Here is a 22,656-nt window from a genome sequence, read left to right as displayed (position 1 = left end):
GCCTCAGACAACGCACTCACGATCGGACCACCACGGGTTCCTGAATAAACCGCAGGATCTTGTAGTAGGTGTCGCGCATCGGCACTCCATAGATACGGGCATCTCGGCGACGTGCAGTCAGATGCGTGATCGCAGTCCACACCCGGTTGGTTGCTCGCCACGGGTCTGCATCGTTGCGAGCGGGGATGATCTTCTCCACTTCTCTGGCGACCAGCGAGCTGCGCAGAGCCGAGTCAGCATCAGGATCGGTTGCAGCGCAAAGAAACCCGGGTGAGCAGAGCAGTCGAGCGATCTTGACTTGCTCGGGATACGTCAGTGCATCAATCGCCTCGATTCCGAATTCATCTCTACGGCGGTCGATCTCGCTAGCGCCGATGATCGCTGCACTGGCGCATTCTCGACCAATCAGCATGGGAAGGGAATCGTGCAGGACGTCCCGAGCGGCAAGGTGTCGCCGGAAGTGCCGCTCCGCAGCGAGAGCGGGGAAGTAGCCGTGCAGATCTATCTGCGGAGAGCCCAGCCACCGCCTGTGCCGAACACACACCAGCCCGATGCCGGTCAGTTTCCCTCGGGCGGGTTCGCCCCGGGTGCAGCGGAGGCACAGCGCCCGCTCGGTCACCTCCTGGTCGAGGACATAGTCGGGTGAGGTGAAGGAATTCGTCCGCAGTCCGCCGAGCTCTCGCCATGCCCGTAGACGATCGGGGTCGCGCCGATTGCCCGACCGTATGACGCCGCGCTCACGCAAGGCGCGGTCAATATCGGAAGGACTACAGAAGTTTCGGGCTGAGTGGCGTCGCGTGTACGAGTCCAGGCTCTCGCCGTGAAATGCGCGGGTGCGAACTGGTAGGGGAGTGATCGTCATTCAGCCCTCTTTAACGGCATAGGAGCCGGAGCGTTGCCCTCTACTGTCCGCGCCGCGGCCTCTTCCGCTGCGAAATCGGTGGCGGTCAGGTCGAGGAGCTTCCTGCTGATCAGCTCTTCACCATTCAAGATCGCAGCGATCGCCGCGTCGTTGAGGAGTGCACGGAGTGAACCGATGGAACCTCCGGTGCGGTCGTAGAGGTAGGTCGCCTCGGTTTCGAGGGATCCGGCGACATGCCGTCCAAGCGGCAACAGTGCCTCGACACCCAGGACGAGTTCCGCCCACTTATCCCGCTGCGCCTTCGTCCCGAACTCGTATTTCCGCATCTGGTGGACGGCCATCCGACCCTTCAGTTGGCGACCCATGTGCCCGGCGAACAGATCGGCCTGAAGGAGGTCGATGCCGGCGTAAACGAACGTTGCATCGAGTCTCTCGGAGAACACCTTCAACGCTGACGCGGCTTCACTGCCAGCCTGGTGATTGGTCTTGAGGTTGTGCACCTCATCGACCAGGACCAACGACACCGACAGGCTCCGCATCACCCCGACGATCTGCTCGGTCAGGTCTTGCGCGGTCGACTTATTCGGGACCAGCAGGCCGAGGAAGTTCGCGAATGCCAGCATCATCATCTTCGGGGTGGTGCCGGGCGGGACGACGGTGTAGACCACCGGGGCGAAGCCGTCGTCGTAACGGTTCAACCTGGCACGCGTGACCCGTTCATGCCGACGACCGATCAGCAGGGCAGCCGTCGACTTCCCACGGCCGGCGGACCCGGAGATCGCAAGCCCACGCCGCGCAGTGGCCGACTCCGCGGTGTTCCGCGCCATCAACACACGCGTCTGGTGTGTCAAGGCCTCTGTATCGGGCGTCTCCAGCACGACATCTGCCCCTAACCAGGCAAAGCGTTGCTGGTCATAGACGTCTTTTTCGGCAGGGGAGAGGGCACTGATCTGCTTCATGCAGAGGTGTTCCGGCTCAACATTTCGGCGGTTGACGAACTCCCGCCATGCGGCCAGCGAATCGGGTACGGCCATGGCTAATCGTCGTCCTCATCGTCGATACGGCGAGCTGCTGCCCGCCGCGGGGTAGCACAGGCCGCGTTGATCGCGGACACGCTCGCCAGGCGCTCTTCGTCAGCGTCCGGTTCAGCCCGCTTTGTGGTAGGGGGTAAGGGCGGCACCACGGGTTTGTTCACGCTGTCCCGCTTGGCAGCTCGTTGTTCTTTGACCGTCCGGGCACCACCGGTTTGGATACGGCTGATCTCGGCAAGAACATCAACACCGCTGGGGTTCTCGTCGCGCTTCTGCACTGCCTTGCGCGCCGCGCGCAGTACGTCGAGGGAGAACGGCGCCAGCGCTTTTTTCGCGAGGCTCCACTCAGCCTCGATCCATTCGCCCCGAAAATGGTCACGGACGAAGATCGACTGCAGACGGTACGGGTCGTACCGAACTTCCCATCCACCGTTCGCCGGCAGCGGTAAACCGCTCTTGACGTGACGGTAGGGATGCAGGGCCGGATGGTCGTAGTGCAGGCTTTCGAAGTTGATGCCGTAGCCCTGGATCGACCGGTAGGTCACCGGAAGCAGGCCGATATAGTCGTCGCGATCGAGGGCGACGTTTACCGTGGGCGCGACTGACGCCAACGCCGCGTAGGCCTCGTTCGGCGTGAGATCCTTCTTCGGCATCGCCGGATGCCGAAGGCCAGGGTGTGGCTTGTTCTGCCAGACCGCGACGATCCAAAGGTCGAGAAGATTCTGCACTTCAGCGAGTGTCCACATCGCTTCTGCATGCGGAGCTGCGCCGCGCTTCACGACGTTCGGCCCGACATATCCCGCGAGGTACTGAGTAAATCCACTGTTTATGGCGGCGAAGACTCGCTCCACGTGAGGCTTGTCGGTGGGAGTGCGGGGCGCCGCCTTGGTGACGCTAATCTGCAGGCGTTCGCAAGCATTGAGAAACGTCGAACCGACGTATACCTTGCCTCGATCCACGGTGATCGATTCGGGCACGATGACGGGCTTCGCGGCCACGCCGGCCCGAATGTCTTCGTCACCTTCGATCATGCCGACGGGAAGGATTGAGCGCGAGAAACCCACCGATCGGCTCCAGCCGGGTTGCATCGGCAGGGGAGTCAGCGCTCGCGCGAGAAGCACGGCCGCGTCAACACTTTTCGTAGCCACCGGCCTGAGGATCGCCGAGCACAAGGTCCGGGTAGCCACGTCGAGCATCAGCGTCAGATCCACGCGCCCAGTCGACCCGTCTGGATAAATGACCATCAGATCCATCGGTGTGCTGTCGACCTCGGTCAGTTCACCTGGCCGTGACGGAGCCTGGCCCCCCCATGTTCGGTCTGGCCGATTCGCTTGCGTGCGCCGGGTTGTCGCATCACCGAACGGATGGCGAGCCTTCTCAAGGCTCTCTACCGCGCGATACAGCGTGGGCCGCGAGGGCAGCGGCAAGCCCAGCTGGGAGGCTTCCAGGCTGACCTGTTTGATGACGCGGGATCGGGTTCCCGTAGAGATGTTCGTTTGCGCCTTCACGGCGTCTTCGAGAAGGGAAACGACTGCCGGGTCGATCCGTCCGGTGGGTGAGGACTGCCGCTGCATCCGTCCGTCGACCAACCCGGCCATACCATCTTGGCGGTATGCCTTGATATACCGTTCCAGACTCCGATAGCTGACAGGGGTTTTCGCTGCCGCCAACTCGGAGACCTTCGCGGCAATGCGATCCTTCAGCGGAAGTTTCGAGTCGTACTCACGGCGTATCGCTATCGATGAGTCTTCATCGCGTCCGTCGAGCTCCGCGGGAAGTTGGCCGGTAAGCACTTCAACGACGTGGCGACGGAGGAACAATACGCGTTCGCGCGCAACAGGATCCAACGTCTCTAACACTGCGGCCGAATCAAGCTGCGGTAGGCGGTCAGGGACGTCGGGAAGGAAGCTCTCGTCGCCGAGGAGTTCCGCCACGCCGATCTTCCGAATCCGCCCCGAAATGAGTTCTTTGAGCGCCAGTTGTGGTCCATCCTGTGCCACGACCTGCCATGCCTGGCCGTCGTAGCTCAGCATGTCGAAGAGGCGGACCGTCTTCATGCCCACACCTCACTGGACATCGAAAGCGGCCGGGTTAAGTCGGCCGACAGTTTTCTGCGCCATATCAGGTGCAGCACATTGGCGGTGGTGAGTTCGATGCTTCGGCCCGTACGCGAGCTGGCTTCGCCGAGACCGACCTGGAGTGACACCGGTGCTGCGAAGCAGTGCTCGATCGACTGTGCGACCTCTGCCGAGGGAGCGTTGCGGTCGTGCCGATATCCAGCAAGCCAGCGCAGATTGTGGGCTAGCTCGGACGGCAGGCCTGTGAAGACCTCGTACTCCCAACCGATTTCATCGCACACTTTGCGTGTCAAGGCGGACTGCTCGGCATGCTTCTCGGCTGCCTTCGGGGTACGTACGTCGATCAATCGGCCATCGCCGTTGGCAAGTCGAACGAAGAAATCCGGTACGTGGTCGCGGTTTCCCTGGGTGGCACGAGGCCAGAGCAGCGCCAGTGGCTGCGCCGCGATGGCGACAATGTCGGGTGCATTGTCGGCCGCCAGCAGATACTCGCGCTCCAGGAGCGACTCGAAGTCCACGTGACGGCGGTTCGTGCTCGACCAGTAGAGGCCTTCGTAGTTCCGTTTACCGGGCCACGAGAAGAACTCACGGATGGGGGTGGCACGCTCGGCGGCCACGGATCCGGCGTCCGGCGACAGCTGGATGTTATGAACAGTCCCGTCTACGCACGCCAACACTCGCGTCACATCGGTGACGTTCCGCGGTAGCGAGCGTAGACGTGGAGCTGCCATTCGACTCCTTCAATCCTCGCCGCTGACAGTACGGCAGTGGTCCGACACTAACCGCCAACTTCTATGAGACGCGGACGGCACGCCGAAAACCGCCAGATCAATTGAGAAATCCGCCAGATAGATTGAGACAAGGCATTTCTAGGAGACCGAAGTCAGTGATTCATCTGATGAACATGGCGTACTTTAATTGACATAATGTACGTTATCGGCGTTAGCGATACGGGGTGGGAAGGGGCCGAGTCCAGATCCGCATCGTCGTTTCCTTCGCCGTGTTTGTGGACTCGCCCCTGGATTGCCGCCATGGTCAACCATCGCCCGTCCCGGCGCGGTTGCCCGATGTGCAAACCCACACAAGCGTCGCGGCGATTGCTACGCATCCACGGAGCCTGCGCAGGTGCGTCGCCGCCTCGGATGTGCTCGCCGCTATTCACGGCGCGGTGCCGGCCACGACTGACCCGGAGTCGCCCCTGCCTCACCCCTGTCGCACCGTGCCAATACGTCACAGTGACGAAATGATTGAGCATGGCCCGGAGCGCCCTATCGACGCGAAATCACTTTTCGGAGTGGCGAATCAGGCGTGAGGCGGGTTGCCGCAACCAAAAGTTCGCATCGTCCGCCCAGCCGCCGGTCCGCAATCAATTCTGCAAGTGGCGAATCAGCTGTGACCACACGCCGCGCAGCGATTCGACGACCTCCTCGGAGTCCTGCGGATGTAGCCCGTTGAAGTTCTTGGCCGGGATCGACAGTTCTATGTCGTCGGGCACCTTAGCGCCAGCGATAGCGAGCGTCTTTCGTGCGTCCGCGTGCGCCCAGGCCGCGCCGTAGCGACCCAGTGCGGTGCCGATCACTGCTGCGGGCTTGCCCAGCAATGCAGCCTCGCCGTAGGGGCGTGAGAGCCAATCGAACGCGTTCTTCAAGACGCCGGGCAAACCGCCGTTGTACTCGGGGGTGACCACCAACAGGGCGTCGGAGTGGGCCGCCTCTGCGCGAAGAGCCTCGACAGCTTCGTCGGCTGGCGCTACGTCGAGGTCTTCGTTGTAATGCGGCACCTCGCCCAGACGATCGAATAGAACCGGCTCGATCTGAGTGGGCGCAAGGTTGATGGCCGTCGCGGCCAGCTGACGATTAAGCGAACCGGATCGCAAACTGCCCACGAGAACAAGAATCCGGGCACTGGGTAGAGATTGGCTCATTGGTTGCAACACATCTCCGCGCTAGCGTTGGAGTGCCGCGGGTTGGGCGGCTCGTTGTGATCGTAGTCAGTAGCGCTGCGCTTCCAGCGGTGAGTTCGCCCATGACGGGCACCACCACTCGCTCTCCCCTCGTCCCCACACTGCTGAAGCAGTACGTCACAGTGACGGAATGGGGTTCAGTGGAGGCCATTGGCGAATCCAGTTGCAGCAGTGGCCAATCGGCAACCATTGACCCATGACGGGCGGTTCGGCCGCGCACAACTGTAGGGACGGGTTCGGAGCCTCTGGACGAAGTCGTGCGGCCGAACCTGCGTAAGTGGCGGACTTTCGAGCGTGATGATTTCACGTCGCGTGGCGAACGACGCCGGGAACAGCTCGCAACGTACCTCGAGGGCCTTGAGCGCCATGTGTTGAGTTCGAGGAGCAACGGGACCGCCGTCTAGCCCGGACGCGCAACCTCGAGGCGAAAGCCGGCTAGACCTGCGGGCTCAGATGTGAGCCATGGCGGCCATCTCCAAGGGCAGATGGCCGCCATGGCCGAGCGCTGCAGTTACCGCGGCGGTGGCGGCGTTACCGGCTGGCAGGCATTGGCCGCCGGGTTCCACCAGTTGCCCGGACCGCAGTTCGGGGGTGCGGTGGGCTGGCACGCGTTGGCACCCGGGTTCCACCAGTTGCCCGGACCGCAGTCAGGGGGCGTGGCGATGGCCACACCAGGTGACACTGCTGCCACGTAGGTCATGGGTGCTAGCGCTATGGCGACGGCGAACGCCATGCGGCGAACGTACACATTCATCGAATCCTCCCATCAGAAGCGTCCACTCGAAGCTGGACGTGATCATGGGACTACTACCCACTCAGGCGGTTTCACAATCACCGGTGCAAGGCATGCCCGAGAAGGTTAGCGAGTGGTGGACGCCGTTGCCGGCGCAGAGCTGCTACCCGGAGCGCACCGCGGCGGGATGGCCGCCATTGTCGGGCGCGGCATCCACCAGGTCGTGGTGTACCCCGTAGCGCTGCCGTTGTTGGGCCATCAGCAGCGGGTAGTTGGCCAGCGCACGTCGGGTCCGCAGTTCGTTGACCCCGGGAATGCGCGCCAGCACCTGATTGACCCCGCCGACGGCCGGTCCGAGTACCCGCGGCAGGTATTTGAACGGCGTGTCCGCCACGCCCAGGCGGCTGGCGTTGGCATCACCGAGAAACGCCCGGGTCATACCGCTGATGATGTTGACACCCAACCGATGCTTCCAGGATCCCGCGAAGGGCAGCAGCTCGGCAATCTCACGCGCCAGGTAGTCGTGCGTCAGTGCGCGGACGAAGTCGCGATCTTCTTTGTCGGGTTCCACCGCGGTGAGCGCGTACAGCTCGGCGATCCGGATCTGATCGGCTTCGGTTGCCGGATTCAGTTCGTCCGCAACGCCGTTGAGCCGACCAACGTAACGCCAGAAGTGGTAGATGTCGTCGAGTTCTTCTCGCTTATAACGAACACCCAGTTGGTGCATTGCCGCCAGAGCGATTCGGCCGAACTCGACGATGGTGAACGCCATGTAGCTCTGTGGAATGGGGGCACCCCACGCAGCATTGTTCCAGTCGCCTTCGGCGAGCAGATGACGCCGGACGAACGCATGAATAATGCGGACCCGCAATGTCGTGGCCACGCCGGCACCGTGGCGCCGCAGCCCGCCGGGCGTCAGGATCTCCTCCAGCCATGCGCCGACTTCGATCGACCGCACGGCCGCCTGGCTGGTGTAGCGACCGGTCAGCACCAACGGCATGCCGGCGGCGGCGTTCATGGCGCCAGACGTTAACGAGGCCGCACCCAAAACGATGCCGTAGGACGCAGTGTGGCGCACGATATGGCCCGCAGCGCGATCCAGGCGGTCGTGGTCGAGCCAGTCGGGCTCGTGATCGATCTCGTCGAACAATGCCCGCAGCGACTCCGGTGGCGATTCGACCGCGTCGATGCCGTGCTGGAGCGCAGCCCGAAACATGGCCATCCCCGCCCCGCGGGGCAGCGTGGCGAAGTCGGCGACCACGGCATCGGCCAGCGGATCGGCGAGCTGTGTCCCGGCGATCCAGTCCCGGCCGGCCTGGCCGTATCGCGTGATGGCCAGGTCGGCATTGGGGACATTGGGCACATTTGCCATACCGCTATGGAAACATGAGAACAGCTCAGTTACTACTCACTTTTATTTGGGGGTGCCATGCCCGCACAGACACGGTCGCGGCCGCAGCAGCAGCGCGCCCGCGAGATGCGCAGCCGCCTGCTCGAGACCGCCCGTCAGCTGATCGCGCGCCGTGGTGTCGAAACGCTGACCACGCAGAGCATCGCGGACACGGCACACGTCAGTATCGGCACTGTCTACCGGTATTTTCCGGATCGCGCGGCGATCATCGCCGAGCTGGTGGATGCCGCCACCCGCGACATCTCGTTCCAGCTGGTCCGCACTGTTGGACAGGCGATCGACCTCGAGGTCGACGCGGCGGCATTGCTGATCGTCGACACGCTGACGACCGTCTATGAGCAGCACGCCCCGATTCTGCTGGCGGCGCTGACATCCTCATCTTTCGATCTGCCGCCCTACCTCAACCACACCGCGATGGACGAGATCGAGCGCAGCCTGTTGCCGCTGGGCAGCGTGATCCCGAGCCGGTCCCGTCCCGATCTCTCACCCGCGGAGTTGGACGACCTGGTGTTCGTGACCATGGGGGTGACGTCGAGCGCCTGCCTGCGAATCGCCTTGCAGCGGCCCGCGACCGCGGATCGCGAGGCGATGGTGCGGCTGACGGCGACCATGCTGGCGGCCGCACTCAAGGCGCCCGCGGCCGCCTGAGGAACTTTACAATTCTGCGTCAAACTGTCACGCTTGCGGCCGGACGTGGGGCGGGCGAATCCAACCGGAAGGTCCGCCACTCCCCGCGCATCGACGACAAGGAGTCAGCAGGTGGCAGGCACCGAATTCTCCGGCCGCACCATGGTGGTGTCCGGCGCAAGCCGCGGTATCGGGCTGGCCGTGGGACTGGGTGCGGCACGACTGGGCGCCAACGTGGTGCTGCTGGCCAAGACAGCCGAGCCGCATCCGCGCCTGCCCGGCACCGTGCACACCGCGGCAGCCGAGATCGAGAAAGCCGGCGGTAAGGCTCTGGCGGTGGTGGGCGACGTGCGCAGCGAGGAGGACGTGCAGCGCGCCGTCGACGCCGCGGTGGAAAGGTTCGGTGGCATCGACATCTGCGTCAACAACGCCAGCTCCATCGCGACTGAGCCGTCAGAACATTTGTCCGCCAAGAAGTTTGACCTCATGCACGACATCAACGTGCGCGGGACGTTCCTGCTGACCAAGGCGTGCCTGCCGTACCTACGCAGGTCCGCGGCGCCACACGTCCTGACGATCGCTCCCCCGATCAACTTGAACCCGTACTGGTTGGGCGTGCACCCGTCCTACACGCTGTCCAAATACGGCATGACGTTGTTGACGCTGGGCTGGGCCGCTGAGTATGCCGACACTGGAATCGCCTGCAACTGCCTGTGGCCCCAGACCTACATCGCGACCTCCGCGGTGGCCAACTCCCCCGATGGCGGCGAGCTACTGGAGAAGGCGCGCAGCCCGCAGATCATGGCCGACGCCGCCGTGGAGATTCTGCGGCGTCCGGCAGCCCAGGCCAGCGGCCAGTGCTACATCGACGCCGACGTGTTGGCGGAGGCCGGCGTGACGGACTTCTCCGGCTACGGGGGTGGCCCGGAGCCGCTGAGGGACTTCTTCCTCGACCGGTAACGCCGATTCCTCGACCGGTAACGCCGAGCTGGCATTGCCGCGCTGTCAGCGCAGGTAGACCTCGGCACCGCTGGGGTACCCGCCGCCGGTGGTGGTGACATGGACGTGGTCGTAGTGGCCGTAACCGCCGCGCTGGGCTCCGCCGCCGGGTGTGTAGTAGACGCCGCGCCAGATGGCGTCCTGCAGGCCGAACCGGCCGGCGTTCTCCATCACGTAGGCCACGATCGCATCGCCGAGCGCGATGCCCTCGGGGCTGCCCGGGTTGGGCACCATCACATCGAGCGCCAACCCGTTGGGGTGCCAACGCAGCGCATCGGCCCGCACCCCGCCGATCTGCATGATCTCGGGAAAGGCGTCGCTGATGCTGCGAGCGGCCTGGATCGTGCGGACCTGCAGTCCGCGCTCCGGGGCGACTCCCGCGGGCAGGAACCGTGGCACGGTGCGCGTCCGCGAGGCCACGGCGAACCGCGCCGGCGGGCCCGTCTCCGGGGTCACTATCGGTGCGGCTACCAGCTGCAAACCGCCTGGTGAATTGTCTTCAGCAACCACCGCAATGGATTCTTTCGGCACCGCAGGATTGGCGCTACCTCCCACAGCAAAGAACAATGCAGCTGGTGCGAGGACTGCCGCCATCAATACCGAGGATCGTTTGCGCTGGCTGGCTAACTCGTGTCGGCCCACGGGGAGACACAATACGAGAAATTTGGCTAATAGTCACAAATTTATAAACCTCATAAATTCCTTATTGTTTTGCCCGTCACATCCGAATGGGCGACGGGCGCCACATTGTGTGCGATTCGCGCAGGTGAGCGCGGCCTCGCGCCGGCCTCCCCCGCCTGCACCTGCAAAGGAAGACCACCTAAGCAGATGGGTCTACACTGCATCTCATGAAATCGACGACCCTCGCCGCAGCGGTCTTGGGCTTGGCCGTGAGCCTGGCGGCGCCCGCTCACGCCGACCCTGACACCGATTTCGCCCGGGAACTGCACACCTACGGCATCTACGGCCCGCGCGACTACAACGCCTGGCTGGGCAAGATCGTGTGCGAGCGGTTGGACAAGGGTGTCGACGGCGACGCGGCCAAGTCGGTTCGCTTCATCACCCCCAATTTGCAGAAGGGCACCAACCAGGCGCAGGCCTGGCAGTTCCTCGGCGCCTCGGTCAACACCTACTGCCCGGACAAGCGGCCGGTGCTGGAGCGCGCGGCCCAGCAAGGCTGATTGGGGGCCTACTCCCCCTGGCCCCGTCGGTAAAGCCGACCTAGGGTCGGTGATAACAGATCCGACCGGTGGGAGGGCTCGCACATGGCCGCAGACAGTAACCTCGACAGCTTCGGTACCCGGGGTCAGCTGAGCGTCGACGACACCACGTATCAGATTCGACGGCTCGATCGCATCGAGGGCTCGGAGCGACTTCCCTACAGTCTCAAGGTTCTACTCGAGAACCTGCTGCGCAACGAAGACGGCCGGCTGGTCACCGCCGAACAGGTTGAGGCAATGGCGGCCTGGGACCCTGGCGCCGCGCACGGCAGGGAGATCGCCTATACGCCGGCGCGGGTGTTGATGCAGGACTTCACCGGAGTGCCGTGTGTGGTCGACCTGGTCGCGATGCGCGACGCGATCTCCGAACTGGGTGGCAAGACCACCCGCATCAACCCGCTGTGCCCCACCGAGCTGGTGATCGACCACTCGGTGATCGCCGATGTCTTCGGACGCACCGACGCCTTCGCGATCAACGCCGAGCTGGAGTTCGAGCGCAATGCCGAGCGCTATCAGCTGCTGCGCTGGGGCCAGCAGGCATTCGATGACTTCTCCGTGGTCCCGCCCGACACCGGCATCTGCCACCAGGTGAACCTGGAGTACCTGGCGCGGGTGGTGTTCACCATCGACAGTCCCGACGGGCCGCTGGCCTACCCCGACACCCTCGTCGGGACCGACTCGCACACCCCGATGGTCAACGGACTCGGCGTCCTGGGCTGGGGCGTCGGTGGGATCGAGGCCGAAGCGGCCATGCTCGGTCAACCCATGAGCATGCTGATCCCCCCGGTGGTCGGCCTGAAACTGTCCGGCGAACTGCAGCCCGGCACCACTGCCACCGACCTGGTCCTGACCGTCGCCGAGCTGCTGCGCGCCACCGGGGTGGTCGGCAAGTTCGTCGAATTCTTCGGGCCCGGCGTGGCCAACGTCCCGCTGGCGAACCGGGCCACGATCGGCAACATGAGCCCGGAGTACGGGGCGACCTGCGCGATCTTCCCGATCGATCACGTCACCTGCGACTATCTGCGCCTGACCGGCCGTTCTGAGCATCAGATCACGCTGGTGGAGGCCTACGCCAAAGAGCAGGGCATGTGGCATGACCCCGATCGCGAACCGGTCTATTCGCAAACGCTGGAACTGGATCTGAGCAGCGTTGAGCCGTCGATCGCCGGCCCCAAACGCCCCCAGGACCGCATCCCACTGCGGTTGGCCCCGCACACCGTCGCCGCGCTGCTCGACGGCGCCGAAACCACCGCTCAGGCCCTGTCAGACCTGGACAAGGCGTCGGCGGATTCGTTCCCGGCCAGCGACCCGATCGCGTTCGGCCAGTCCCAAGCGGAAGGCAAACCCCGCGCGCAGTGGGCCGGCGGCGACAAGCTGCCCTGGCGGACCGATGCCAAGCCGATCGAACTCGCCGACGGCACCCGCACCGAGATCGACAACGGCGACGTGGTGATCGCCGCGATCACCTCGTGCACCAACACCTCCAACCCGTCGGTGATGGTCGGCGCGGCATTGCTGGCCCGCAACGCCGTCGACAAGGGGCTCTCGCGCAAGCCGTGGGTGAAGACCACCCTGGCGCCCGGGTCGCGGGTGGTCACCGACTACTACGAGCGGGCGGGCCTGACGCCCTACCTGGATAAGCTGGGCTTCAACCTGGTCGGCTACGGCTGCACCACCTGCATCGGCAACTCGGGGCCGTTGATCCCTGAGGTGAGCAAGGCCGTCGTCGACAACGATCTGACCGTGTGCTCGGTGCTGTCGGGCAACCGCAACTTCGAGGGCCGCATCCACCCCGAAGTCCGCATGAACTTCCTGGCGTCCCCGCCGCTGGTGGTCGCCTACGCACTGGCCGGCACGCTTCGCGTCAACCTGCTCACCGATCCGCTGGGTACCGGCAGCGACGGCGAACCGGTGTACCTGCGCGACATCTGGCCCACCGCCGACGAGATCGCCGCCGTGGTCGACGACAACCTGCAGGCCGAGATGTTCACCGCCAGCTACGCCGACGTCTTCACCGGCGACGACCGCTGGCGTTCGCTGGACGTCCCCGACACCGACACCTTCTCCTGGGCGCCGGATTCCACCTACGTGCGCCAGCCGCCGTACTTCGACGGCATGACCCGCGACCCAGCACCACTCACCGACATCACCGGTGCCCGGGTGCTGGCCAAACTCGGCGACTCGGTCACCACCGACCACATCAGCCCGGCCGGATCCATCCGATACGACTCACCCGCCGGAAAATACCTGTCCGAGCATGGAATCGAGCGCAAGGACTTCAACTCCTACGGCTCACGGCGCGGCAACCATGAGGTGATGATCCGCGGCACCTTCGCCAACGTGCGACTGCGCAACCAATTGGCACCCGACACCGAGGGCGGCTTCACCCGCGACTTCACCCAGCCCGACGGTCCGGTGAGCACCATCTACGACGCGTCGGTGAACTACCTCGCCGCCGGCACTCCCCTGGTGATCCTGGCCGGTAAGGAATACGGATCCGGCTCCTCGCGTGACTGGGCCGCCAAGGGCACCGTGCTACTCGGTGTGCGGGCGGTGCTGGCGGTGTCCTACGAGCGCATCCACCGGTCCAACCTGATCGGCATGGGCGTGCTTCCCCTGCAGTTCCCCGACGGCGCCGACGCAGACTCGCTGGGCCTGACCGGTGAAGAGACGTTCGACATCACCGGGGTGACCGCGCTGGCCGACGGCATCCCCGACACCGTGCATGTACAGGCGGGCGATATCGAATTCGATGCGACGGTGCGCATCGACACCCCCGGCGAAGCCGACTACTACCGGCACGGCGGCATCATGCAATACGTGCTGCGGCAGCTGCTCGACTGATGCGCGCCCAGGCAGGGGCCACTAGGATTCGCGAGGCGATCCGGACGCTCAACCCGGGCTACTTCGCATTGGTGATGGCCAGCGGCATGGTGTCGATCGCGATGCATCACCAGGAATCTCACTGGGTTTCGGTGCTGCTGCTGTGGGTGACGGTGATCTCCTACCTGGTGTTGATCGTGGTATCGACGGTGCGCGTCATCGCTTACCGGAGCGAGTTCCTGGCCGATCTCTACGATTCCGGGCGCGCCTTCGGGCTCTTCACCTTCGTCTCGGCCACCAATGTGCTGGGAGCGCGACTGGTCATCGACGGGCACAGCACTGTGGCGGTCGGGCTGCTGGTGGTCAGCACGCTGACCTGGCTGGTACTGGGCTATCTAATCCCATGGACCGCGGTGCTGGGGACCTCGGAGCGGCCGGTGGTGCGCCGGGCCAACGGCACCTGGTTCATCTGGGTGGTGGCCAGCCAGTCCATCGCGGTGTTGGCGGCGGTGCTCGAGGTGGAGGTTTCCGAGCCGTGGCGCCAAAGCCTGGCGCTGCTCGCGGTGGTCTCCTGGTCGATCGGAGTGTTCCTCTACGGCGCCGCCGGAATCTTTGTCGCGCTGCGGCTGTTGCTGTACCCGCTGCTCCCCGAGGATCTCGTTCCGCAGTACTGGGTGGCGATGGGCGCCACCGCGATCACCGTGCTGGCCGGTGCTCACATCGTCGAGATGGCGGAAGCGCCGATGGTGCACGCCACCCGCGGTCTGATCGCCGGCACGTCGGTGGTGTTCTGGGCGTTCGGCACCTGGCTGATCCCGCCGATGATCGCCGCCGGCGTGTGGCGCCATATCGTGCATCGTGTCCCACTTCGTTACGAAGCGCCCTGGTGGAGCGTGATTTTCCCGCTGGGCATGTACGGGGTGGGTAGCCACTATCTGGGGCAGGCCGACCGGCTGCCGATCGTCTACTACATCGGTTCGGTCGAGAGCTGGATCGCGCTGACCGCCTGGACCGTTGTGTTCGTCCTGATGCTGCACCACCTGGCGGTCACCCTCGGGCCCGGGCGAAATGCCCGGGCGACGCGCGGTCGCTCAGCCGAGCCGGGCGCCGTCGACGCCGAAGAAGTGCAGATCGGTCGCGTCGAAGCCCAGTGACAGCCGGGTTCCCCGGCGCACTTCGGTGCTACCGGGAACCCGGGCGACCACTGACTGCGAGGTCCGCGGGTCATCCGTCGTGCCGTACAGGTAGGTGTCGGCGCCCAGTTCCTCGACGAAGTCCACCGCGGCACCGATCCCGCGATCGGCGATCTGCAGGTGCTCGGGCCGAATGCCCACGATCAGTTGCGATGTCGCAGAAGCGATTGCCCTCGGTACGCCGATGTCACAGCCACCCAGCGTCACCGTGCCGTCGACGACGGGAATGGTGAACAGGTTCATCGCCGGTGACCCGATGAATCCGGCGACGAACACATTGGCCGGGGTGCGGTAGAGCTCACGGGGCGCGGCGCACTGCTGCAGCACGCCGTCGCGCAACACCGCCACCCGATCGCCCATCGTCATGGCCTCCACCTGATCGTGGGTGACATAGACGGTGGTGATGCCCAGTCGCCGCTGCAGTTCGGCGATCTGGTTACGGGTCTGCACTCGCAGCATGGCGTCCAGGTTCGACAGTGGCTCGTCCATCAAGAAGACCTGCGGACGGCGCACGATCGCGCGGCCCATCGCGACGCGTTGGCGTTCGCCGCCGGAGAGATCCTTCGGCTTGCGCCCCAACAGTTCGGCCAGACCCAGCAGCTGGGCGGCTTCGGCCACCCTGGCGCGGATCTCGGCCTTCGGCGTCTTGGCGACTTTGAGTGCGAAGCCCATGTTCTGCGCCACCGTCATATGCGGATACAGGGCGTAGTTCTGAAACACCATGGCGATGTCGCGATGGCCGGGGTCAGTCGCGGTGACGTCGCGATCGCCGATGTAGAGCCGGCCGGCGTCGACGGGTTCCAGGCCGGCCAGCATGCGCAGCGTCGTCGTCTTGCCGCACCCCGACGGTCCGACCAGCACCATGAACTCGCCGTCGGTGACCGCCAGATCCAACGCGTCCAGGGCGGGGCGCTCGGCGCCCGGATAGTGCCGGGTCACCGAGGCGAAGGTCACTGAGGCCACTGCGTTCTCCTGACTTCGTCCACCGTCTCCCGACTACCGTCCACCGAAGCCCGTGGCCGCGATCCCGCTGACGAAGGCCCGTTGGGCGATCGCATAGATGATCACCAGCGGGGCCAGCATCAGCATGGACGCGGCCATCAGCACCGGCCACTCGGCGACGTACTCCCCCTGCATCCACACCAAACCGAGGGTCAGGGTGGCGATGCCCTTGCGCTGAATCATCAGCAGCGGCCACAGAAAGTCATTCCAGACGTTGATCCAGGTCAGCACTGCCAGCACCATCACCGCAGGTTTGGCGTGCGGCAACAGGATCCGCCAGTAGATCGCCCACGGTGAGCACCCGTCCAAGATCGCGGCCTCTTCCAGATCGATGGGCACGGTGGCGAAGAACTGTCGCATCAGATAGGTGCCGAACGCGCTGCCGAACAGGCCGGGGATGATCATCGCCCACATGGTGTCGGTCCACCCGAACACCCGCATCAAGATGAACTGCGGGATCACCGTGACCGTCAACGGCACCATCAAGGTGGCCAGATACAGCACGAACAGGGTGTCACGGCCGGTGAACGGCAGCCGAGCGAAGGCATAGCCGGCCAGCGAACAGAAGAACACCTGTCCGGCCGTCACGCAGCCGGCGTAGAGAATGGTGTTCAACAGCATCCGCCAGAACGGCATTCGGGCGAACACCTCGAGGTAGTTCGACCATTGCGGGTGGGCCGGCAACAACATCGGTTGGCTGATCTCGGCTTGGCGCTTCAGTGAGCCCGACAGCGCCCACAGGATCGGGAACAGTGCGCAGGCGGTGACGGCGCCCAATCCCGCGTAGACGCCCAGCAGCCCGGCAATGCGGTGCCGTGCCGGTGGGCCGGTCACTGGTCCACCGCGTTCCTGCGTGACAAGCGCAGTTGGACGACGGTCAGGACCAGCAGCACGGCAAACATCACCCAGGCCAGCGCGGACGCATACCCGAAGTCCAAGAAGGCGAAGGCCTGCTGGAACAGCATGATGGCCAGGACGTAGGTGCCGGTTTCCGGGCCGCCACTGCTGCCGGTGAGCACGTACACCAGATCAAAGGCCTGGAACGCGTTGATCACCGAGATCACCACCACGAACCACACCGCGCCGCGGATCATCGGCACGGTGATGGACACGAAGCGCCGCACCTCGCCGGCGCCGTCGATGCGGGCCGCCTCGTACAGGGAGTCGGGCACGCCCTGCATGGCCGCCAGCAGAATCACCGTCGCGAACGGCACGCTCTTCCAGATGCTGACCAGACACAACGAGGCCATCGCCCAGTGCGGTTCGGTGAGCCACGGCACCGGTGCGATGCCGAACCAGCTGAGCATGATGTTGAGCAGTCCGCTGTCGGTGTTGAACACGAACTGCCACACCACCGCGATCACCACCGAGGACACCGCCAACGGCAGGAAGGCAATGGCCCGAAACAGGCCGATTCCCTTCACCTTCCGATTCAGCAGTCCCGCGACCGCCAGGCTGATCAGTACCGTCGGGATCACGGTTCCCAGGGTGAACACCGTCGTGTTGCGGACCGCGATGCCGAACAACGGATCGCCGGTGAACAGGTCGCAATAGTTCGTGGCGCCGACGAACGTCGGCGGGGTGAACAGATCCCACCGCTGGAAGCTCATGTAGAGCGAAAAAGCCAGCGGGAACGCCATGAACACCGCGACCGCGGCCAGGTTCGGGGCGATGAACCAGCGCCCAGCACGTGCGCGCCGCCGGGTGGGATTCATGCGGTGGCCAACACTTCGTCGATCTGCGGCGACAGGCCGGTCTTCAGCGTTGCAGCGGGCCGCTTACCGCGCAGGACCGGCCCGATTGCGCGGTCCATCAGGGCGTGGACCTTCTGCCAGGCCGGGGAGATCGGCAGCCCTTCGGAATGCGCCGGGCCGCCGGTCAGCACCGCAAGGTTGCCGATCCCGGTGTGGGCGGCGGTGAATCCGGGTGTGTCGATCGCTGAGCGCAGCACCGGTACGAACAGCCCGGACTTGCCGATCAGCGACTGTCCTACCGGACCCGCTGCGAATTTGAGGAATTCCCAGGCCTGTTCCCGGTGCCGGCTGTCCGCGGCGATGGCCAGACCGGTGCTGCCGATCGCGGATCGGGCCGCCATGCCCTTGGCTGCGGCAGCCGGTCCGGTCGGCAGCACCGCCACGTCGAATGCCAGATCGTCGGCTTGGACGAAGGTCTGGTAGCGCCAGTGTCCGCCGAGTGCCATCGCCGCGTTGCCAGCGGTGAACAGGCCCATCGTGGAGATCGACTGGGTGTCCGCGGCGGCGGGCGCTACGCGGTGCACAACTGACAGGTCTGCATAGAACTGGATCCCGGCGAGAAAGTCGTCGTTGTCGAAGTTCAGGTGGGTCGGGTTGACTCGCGGCACCGCCCACGGCACCCCGTTGTTCATGCCGAACAGTGCTGCGGAGTACGGCGGCGACCAGGTGTCGACGAAGCCCCACTGGGTGACTCGGCCATCACCGGATCGTCGGGTGAGTGCGGCGGCGGTGGCGAGGAACTCGCCGAAAGTCCAAGGCGTGTCCCAGCGACCCGGTGGTGGTGGCACACCGGCCTCGGCGAAGATCCGGGTGTTGTAGAACAGGAAAGCCCCCGACCACTGCTCCGGGAACGCGTACTGGCCGCCGTTGAAGCCGAACGTCTCGTAGAGCGCGGGGATGCTGTCGGCGTGCAACGCCGCCGCGAACTGCCGATCCCGATCCAGCAGGATGTTCAGGTCTGCCAGCACACCGCGGTCGGCAAGTCCGGCGTAGTTGAACTCCCAGGCCATCAGCACATCCGGGCATTTCCCACCGGCGCAGAACGTCGACATCTGCTGGGTCGGATCCCCGCCGGCCAGAATGGTGCGCACCCGAATGTCGGGGTGTTCGCGCTGGAACGCGTTGACGATCCGCATTCGGGCGTCGGCCTCTTCCGGGTTGGCCGCGAAGAAGAAGGTCAGTGCGTCGTCATCACTGCCGCAGGCCGACGCCGCGGGCAACAGCGCAGCTGCGCCGATCGCTCCGGCCCCGCGCAGCACGCTTCTTCGCGTGAGCGAGTGTGCACCGGAGGCCAGCACCTGCGAACCGTCAGACTTCGATCGGCGGGTAGAGGCGCTCGAGGGTGAACTGACGATCTCGCCGCGCCGCCCAGGAGCTGGCAGCAAGTGACACCACCAGGATCCCGGCCAGCACCGCCACCGACGTCCACAGCCGCTCGTCGATGCCGCCGACGGTCAGCTGGCGTAACCCGTTGACCGCATAGGTCATCGGATCGTAGGGATGCAATATCTGGAACGGTTTCGCCGTCGTCTCCACGGGATACACCCCGCCGGACGACACCAGCTGGAACATCAAAAAGGCCAGGGTGAAGACCCGGCCGACGGCCACACCGAGCACGGCGTTGAACGCCTGGATCATCGCCAGGAACGACGCGGCGATCAACGCCAGGAAGGCGACCATGCCTGCGGCGTGGCGGGCCTGCAGCCCCACCCCGAAGTGCACGACCGTGTACATCAGCAAGACCTGGCACACCCCCAGCAGCAGGGCCGGCCAGTACGACGCGAGTACCACCCGCAGCGCGCCCAGGCCGTTGGCGATGGCACGAGTCTGCATCGGGGTCAACAACATCCATACGATCAGCGAACCGATGAACAGTGCCAGCGGCAAGAAGAACGGCGCGAAACCGGTGCCGAAGGTGGCGGCGTGATGGGTGAAGTCCATGTCCACCCCGACCGGGCTGGCCAGGATTGCCGAGACGTCCACCCGTTGCTGGTCGGTGATGGCCGACGCGCGCTGGTCGGCCTCGCCCAGCCCCGACGCCAGCTGGGCGGCGCCGTCCTTGAGCTGATTGCTGCCGTCGGCCAGTTGGACCAGGCCGTCGCTGAGCTGGTTCGCCCCGGCTACCAGCGCCGTCGCGCCGTCGCGTAGCGCGACCACATCGGATCGGAGGCCGCCGTCGAGGACGTGGTTCATGAAGGTGCGCAACCCGCTGTTGGGATTGGCCAGATCGTTCTCCAGCTGTTGGGTGTCGGTGCGCAGCTGGTTCAGGCCCTCGTCGGTGGCCGGGTCCAGTCCCTCGACATCGAGCAGCCGCTGGGCACCGGCGAGGGTGTCACCGAGCCCGCGTACCGCCGGGTCGGGGTTGTTGCGCAATGCGTCGACCACCTGGTTGACGATCCCGGCGGCCTGTTGGTAGTTGACGTTGAGCGACGCGATCCGGTCACTGACCGTCTTGAGGTTGCCGCTGAGGCTCGCGGCGGCCGCGCCGGCGGCGTTGGGGTCGAAGCCCATGTTGGCGAGGTCATCGGTCACCTTGAGCAGTGGATCGGTGGCCTGTTGCACACCGTGATTCAGCTGGCGGATTCCGTCGGCGAGCGCCGCGGAGCCGTCCCGCGCGGTACCCATGTTGTCGGCCAACGTCTTTGAGCCGTCCGAGAGCTGGCCGGCTCCGTCCGCCGCCTTCTTGACCTCGTCGGTCACCTGGGTCAGTGCGGTGCCGATCACCTTCTGGCCGACCTTGGAGCTCACTTCGTTGAGCACCTCGCGGGCGGCGTTCTGCCCCATGACCGAGGCCAGGTAGTTATTGGCGTCGTTGAACCGGAACTGGATCTGCGCCTTCTGCGGGTGCGGGCCCGCCGGGGACACCACCGCCGTGCTGAAGTCCGAGGGCAGGGTGATCGAGAAGTAATAGGTCCCGTCGGAAACACCCTTGACGGCTTCGCTTTCCGACACCTGATGCAGATCGAGCTGGCCGGAGTCGACCAATGCCCGGGTCACTTCATCACCGGCGTGCAACTGCTCGCCGGACACCACGGCACCGGTGTCCTCGTTGACCAGGGCGACCGGGACCTTGTCGATGGCGGCGAACGGATTCCAGAACGCCCACAGGTACATGGCGCCGTACAGCAGCGGCAGCACGATGATGGTGATCAGGGCCAGACGCGGCATGGTGCCACGCGAATAGCGTTTGAGGTCGGTTCCCAGCGACATTCCGGCGAGCATGGTCAGCGGTTCCCCTTCTCGTGTCGGCCGGGAACGAGCTCGGCGCGCTCCAGACGGTCGACGGTGATCTGCCCGGCGAGCCCGAACCCGTCGGGAATCGGGTTGGCTGATGACGTGATCACGGTCTGCTTCTCCCCCAAGGCGACCAGGCGGGTAAGCAGGATGGCGCGATCGCGGCTGTTCTTGATCTCATCGATGCTGCCGACCACCAGCAGCGGTGGGCGTGCGGTGTTGGCCAGTGCGATGCGCAGCAACAGCCCGGTCATTTCGTCGAGATGCTCGACGTAGTCGTGCAGTCGGGGCACCGGCAGGTCGCCGAAGACCGGGCCGCAGATCGCGTCGCGCTCGGCCTCGCCGGCGCGGCGGACCAGCTGATACCAGGGTGCATCCCAGCGGATCTGTTCGGTGATCAGGTCTGCGACCGTGACCGACTCGAAGATCGCGTCGAGCTGTTCGATTCCTGCCAGGGCAGCGACGTCGAAGATGTCGCGGGCTTTATTGCGCCCGAGCACGGTGAGCGTGCCCGACGACGGCTTCATCCGGCCGGCCAGGTTCATCATCAGGGCGGTGCGACCCGACCCCGGAGGACCGACCAACACGGTGGTACCGCCGGCCGGGATGTCCAGATCGAGCGGCCCGAAGACGCGTCCCCACGGCCCGGTCATGGTGATACCGCGGGCGGTCACCGCGGGCGGTGACGGCGCCGTACTCTCCCCCGCCGCGGACGTCTCCCCTGCGGCTGTCGTTTCGTCTGGCATGGACGCCCCCTCACACATCGGTTCGCGTGACCCATCAAAGCAGAGGCGCTGGGAGTTGTAGCGTCGCGTCGCGCAACCGCTCGGGATCACCCGCGATTTCAATGCTGTGGATGCGCCCGTCATCGCCGATCCCGATGCGCAACAGCGCCAGCAGGCGACCCGCAGGGGCGATCGCGATGCCCGGTGCCCCATCGACGAGCAGCACGGTACCGGCGCGTGCACGCCGGGTGAAGTGCCGGGTCTCGGTGGCGACATCGCCGGCGCCGCGCATCTCGGTGGGCACGCCGGCCGGTAGCAACACGGGATCGACGCGGCGCACCACGTCGGACGCCAACAATTTCAGCAGGGCCGGGATGTCGCCGCCGCGCGAAGCGGCCAGAAACGCGCTCACGATCTCGAGATGCTCGGCGCGCAGCCGCGGCTGCGCGGCCGGCGCGGCCTGCAGCCTGGCGCGGGCACGGCTGGCCAACTTCTTGGCCGCGTCCGGCGAGCGGTCCAGTACGGGGCCGATCTGCTCGAACGGCACGTCGAACACGTCGTGCAGCACGAACGCGACGCGCTGTGCCGGCGACAGCCGATCCAGCACCACCAGCAGGGCCCGGCTGACCGCTTCAGAGCGCAGCACCTGTTCGTCGGCGGCCGGTGCGGCCATAGCCGGGGAGCTGTCCAACTCGGGTGGCTCCGACAGCGGTTGCTCGAGGCGACGCGAACGTGCCCGCAACTGGTCTATCGCGGTGCGTGCGGTGATGGTGGTGAGCCATCCGGGCAGGTTGTCCACCGCGGCGAAATCGGCACTGCTGGCCTTGAGCCACGCTGATTGGACGGCATCTTCGGCGTCAGCGGTTGAGCCGAGGAGATGAAACGCCACCGAATGCAGATGCCGGCGGTGGTCCTCGAAGCGTTGGGCCAAAACATCGGTGTTGCCCATGGGTCACCTTTCCCGTTCGGGAGTCGTCACAGGGATAGAGCCACATCCACCG

Annotated in this window: 20 protein-coding genes and 1 pseudogene; 7 read left to right on the top strand and 14 right to left on the bottom strand. The window is 65.3% G+C overall.

Features of this window, described 5'->3' with window-relative positions; genetic code table 11:
* Nucleotides 1-16: 16 nt before the first annotated feature.
* The 5 genes from N416_RS23755 to N416_RS0106350 all read right to left on the bottom strand — a co-directional run bounded on the left by N416_RS23755 (nucleotide 17) and on the right by N416_RS0106350 (nucleotide 5,895).
* A complete protein-coding gene (locus tag N416_RS23755) occupies nucleotides 17-862 on the bottom strand; it encodes a hypothetical protein (RefSeq protein ID WP_024441285.1) in 846 nt (281 codons plus the stop codon).
* Nucleotides 859-1,896, bottom strand: a complete 1,038-nt coding sequence (locus tag N416_RS0106365) for an ATP-binding protein (protein ID WP_024441284.1) — start codon at nucleotides 1,894-1,896, stop codon at nucleotides 859-861. The genes N416_RS23755 and N416_RS0106365 overlap by 4 nt, the downstream gene beginning before the upstream one ends.
* Before the next feature lie 2 nt (nucleotides 1,897-1,898).
* Nucleotides 1,899-3,950 (bottom strand): Mu transposase C-terminal domain-containing protein, encoded by a 2,052-nt coding sequence (locus N416_RS0106360; protein WP_024441283.1) that lies wholly within the window; start codon nucleotides 3,948-3,950, stop codon nucleotides 1,899-1,901.
* Complete coding sequence (locus N416_RS0106355; RefSeq protein ID WP_231383999.1) at nucleotides 3,947-4,588, bottom strand: TnsA-like heteromeric transposase endonuclease subunit; 642 nt, start codon at nucleotides 4,586-4,588, stop codon at nucleotides 3,947-3,949. The genes N416_RS0106360 and N416_RS0106355 overlap by 4 nt, the downstream gene beginning before the upstream one ends.
* A 749-nt stretch (nucleotides 4,589-5,337) precedes the next feature.
* Nucleotides 5,338-5,895, bottom strand: coding sequence for an NAD(P)H-dependent oxidoreductase (locus tag N416_RS0106350; RefSeq protein ID WP_024441281.1), 558 nt, complete (start codon nucleotides 5,893-5,895; stop codon nucleotides 5,338-5,340).
* Between the two features lie 284 nt (nucleotides 5,896-6,179).
* Here N416_RS0106350 and N416_RS23750 point away from each other — a divergent pair.
* Nucleotides 6,180-6,373, top strand: a pseudogene (locus N416_RS23750) (acyl-ACP desaturase); the annotation flags it as partial.
* A gap of 46 nt (nucleotides 6,374-6,419) precedes the next feature.
* The gene (locus tag N416_RS0106345; protein WP_024441280.1) at nucleotides 6,420-6,629 is read left to right on the top strand and encodes a hypothetical protein; all 210 of its coding nucleotides are present in this window, start codon (nucleotides 6,420-6,422) and stop codon (nucleotides 6,627-6,629) included.
* 201 nt (nucleotides 6,630-6,830) lie between these two features.
* On the opposite strand, the gene N416_RS0106340 is transcribed toward N416_RS0106345, so the two are convergent.
* Nucleotides 6,831-8,039, bottom strand: a complete 1,209-nt coding sequence (locus tag N416_RS0106340) for an oxygenase MpaB family protein (RefSeq protein WP_024441279.1) — start codon at nucleotides 8,037-8,039, stop codon at nucleotides 6,831-6,833.
* Between the two features lie 57 nt (nucleotides 8,040-8,096).
* Here N416_RS0106340 and N416_RS0106335 point away from each other — a divergent pair, with 57 nt between their 5' ends.
* Nucleotides 8,097-8,726: a TetR/AcrR family transcriptional regulator gene (locus N416_RS0106335; protein WP_125079233.1), complete on the top strand. Its 630-nt coding sequence runs from the start codon at nucleotides 8,097-8,099 to the stop codon at nucleotides 8,724-8,726.
* 111 nt (nucleotides 8,727-8,837) lie between these two features.
* On the top strand, nucleotides 8,838-9,665 hold the full coding sequence (locus N416_RS0106330) for an NAD(P)-dependent oxidoreductase (RefSeq protein ID WP_024441277.1): 828 nt from the start codon (nucleotides 8,838-8,840) through the stop codon (nucleotides 9,663-9,665).
* A 45-nt stretch (nucleotides 9,666-9,710) separates the two neighbouring features.
* Here N416_RS0106330 and N416_RS23465 read toward each other — a convergent pair whose 3' ends face one another.
* A complete protein-coding gene (locus N416_RS23465; RefSeq protein WP_196805104.1) occupies nucleotides 9,711-10,346 on the bottom strand; it encodes a hypothetical protein in 636 nt (211 codons plus the stop codon).
* Between the two features lie 206 nt (nucleotides 10,347-10,552).
* Between N416_RS23465 and N416_RS0106320 the strand changes: the two genes are divergently transcribed.
* The 3 genes from N416_RS0106320 (at nucleotide 10,553) to N416_RS0106310 (ending at nucleotide 14,901) form a co-directional block, all read left to right on the top strand.
* A complete protein-coding gene (locus N416_RS0106320; protein ID WP_024441275.1) occupies nucleotides 10,553-10,885 on the top strand; it encodes a DUF732 domain-containing protein in 333 nt (110 codons plus the stop codon).
* Nucleotides 10,886-10,969: 84 nt separating this feature from the next.
* Complete coding sequence (acnA, locus tag N416_RS0106315; RefSeq protein ID WP_024441274.1) at nucleotides 10,970-13,768, top strand: aconitate hydratase AcnA; 2,799 nt, start codon at nucleotides 10,970-10,972, stop codon at nucleotides 13,766-13,768.
* Nucleotides 13,768-14,901: a tellurite resistance/C4-dicarboxylate transporter family protein gene (locus N416_RS0106310; protein ID WP_024441273.1), complete on the top strand. Its 1,134-nt coding sequence runs from the start codon at nucleotides 13,768-13,770 to the stop codon at nucleotides 14,899-14,901. Before acnA ends, N416_RS0106310 begins: the two co-directional genes overlap by 1 nt.
* Here the strand turns inward: N416_RS0106310 and N416_RS0106305 are convergent.
* From N416_RS0106305 to N416_RS0106275, 7 genes are read right to left on the bottom strand one after another with little or no spacing between them, the layout of a single operon-like run.
* Nucleotides 14,839-15,903, bottom strand: coding sequence for an ABC transporter ATP-binding protein (locus N416_RS0106305; RefSeq protein ID WP_024441272.1), 1,065 nt, complete (start codon nucleotides 15,901-15,903; stop codon nucleotides 14,839-14,841). The genes N416_RS0106310 and N416_RS0106305 overlap by 63 nt on opposite strands.
* Nucleotides 15,904-15,936: 33 nt before the next feature.
* Complete coding sequence (locus tag N416_RS0106300) at nucleotides 15,937-16,776, bottom strand: carbohydrate ABC transporter permease (protein ID WP_024441271.1); 840 nt, start codon at nucleotides 16,774-16,776, stop codon at nucleotides 15,937-15,939.
* Nucleotides 16,773-17,657, bottom strand: a complete 885-nt coding sequence (locus N416_RS21345; RefSeq protein ID WP_036457390.1) for a carbohydrate ABC transporter permease — start codon at nucleotides 17,655-17,657, stop codon at nucleotides 16,773-16,775. Before N416_RS21345 ends, N416_RS0106300 begins: the two co-directional genes overlap by 4 nt.
* Nucleotides 17,654-18,991, bottom strand: coding sequence for a sugar ABC transporter substrate-binding protein (locus N416_RS0106290; protein WP_036457419.1), 1,338 nt, complete (start codon nucleotides 18,989-18,991; stop codon nucleotides 17,654-17,656). Before N416_RS0106290 ends, N416_RS21345 begins: the two co-directional genes overlap by 4 nt.
* A gap of 13 nt (nucleotides 18,992-19,004) precedes the next feature.
* Nucleotides 19,005-20,918 (bottom strand): YhgE/Pip domain-containing protein, encoded by a 1,914-nt coding sequence (locus N416_RS0106285; RefSeq protein ID WP_024441269.1) that lies wholly within the window; start codon nucleotides 20,916-20,918, stop codon nucleotides 19,005-19,007.
* Nucleotides 20,919-20,920: 2 nt separating this feature from the next.
* Nucleotides 20,921-21,676: an ATP-binding cassette domain-containing protein gene (locus tag N416_RS0106280; RefSeq protein ID WP_024441268.1), complete on the bottom strand. Its 756-nt coding sequence runs from the start codon at nucleotides 21,674-21,676 to the stop codon at nucleotides 20,921-20,923.
* A gap of 34 nt (nucleotides 21,677-21,710) precedes the next feature.
* Nucleotides 21,711-22,604 carry a sigma-70 family RNA polymerase sigma factor gene (locus tag N416_RS0106275; protein WP_024441267.1) on the bottom strand — a complete coding sequence of 298 codons (894 nt, stop codon included), beginning with the start codon at nucleotides 22,602-22,604 and terminating at the stop codon, nucleotides 21,711-21,713.
* Nucleotides 22,605-22,656 lie beyond the last annotated feature (52 nt).

Source organism: Mycobacterium sp. UM_WGJ (genome assembly GCF_000455125.1).
GTDB lineage: Bacteria > Actinomycetota > Actinomycetes > Mycobacteriales > Mycobacteriaceae > Mycobacterium.
This window is presented reverse-complemented; position numbering and strand designations above follow the sequence as displayed.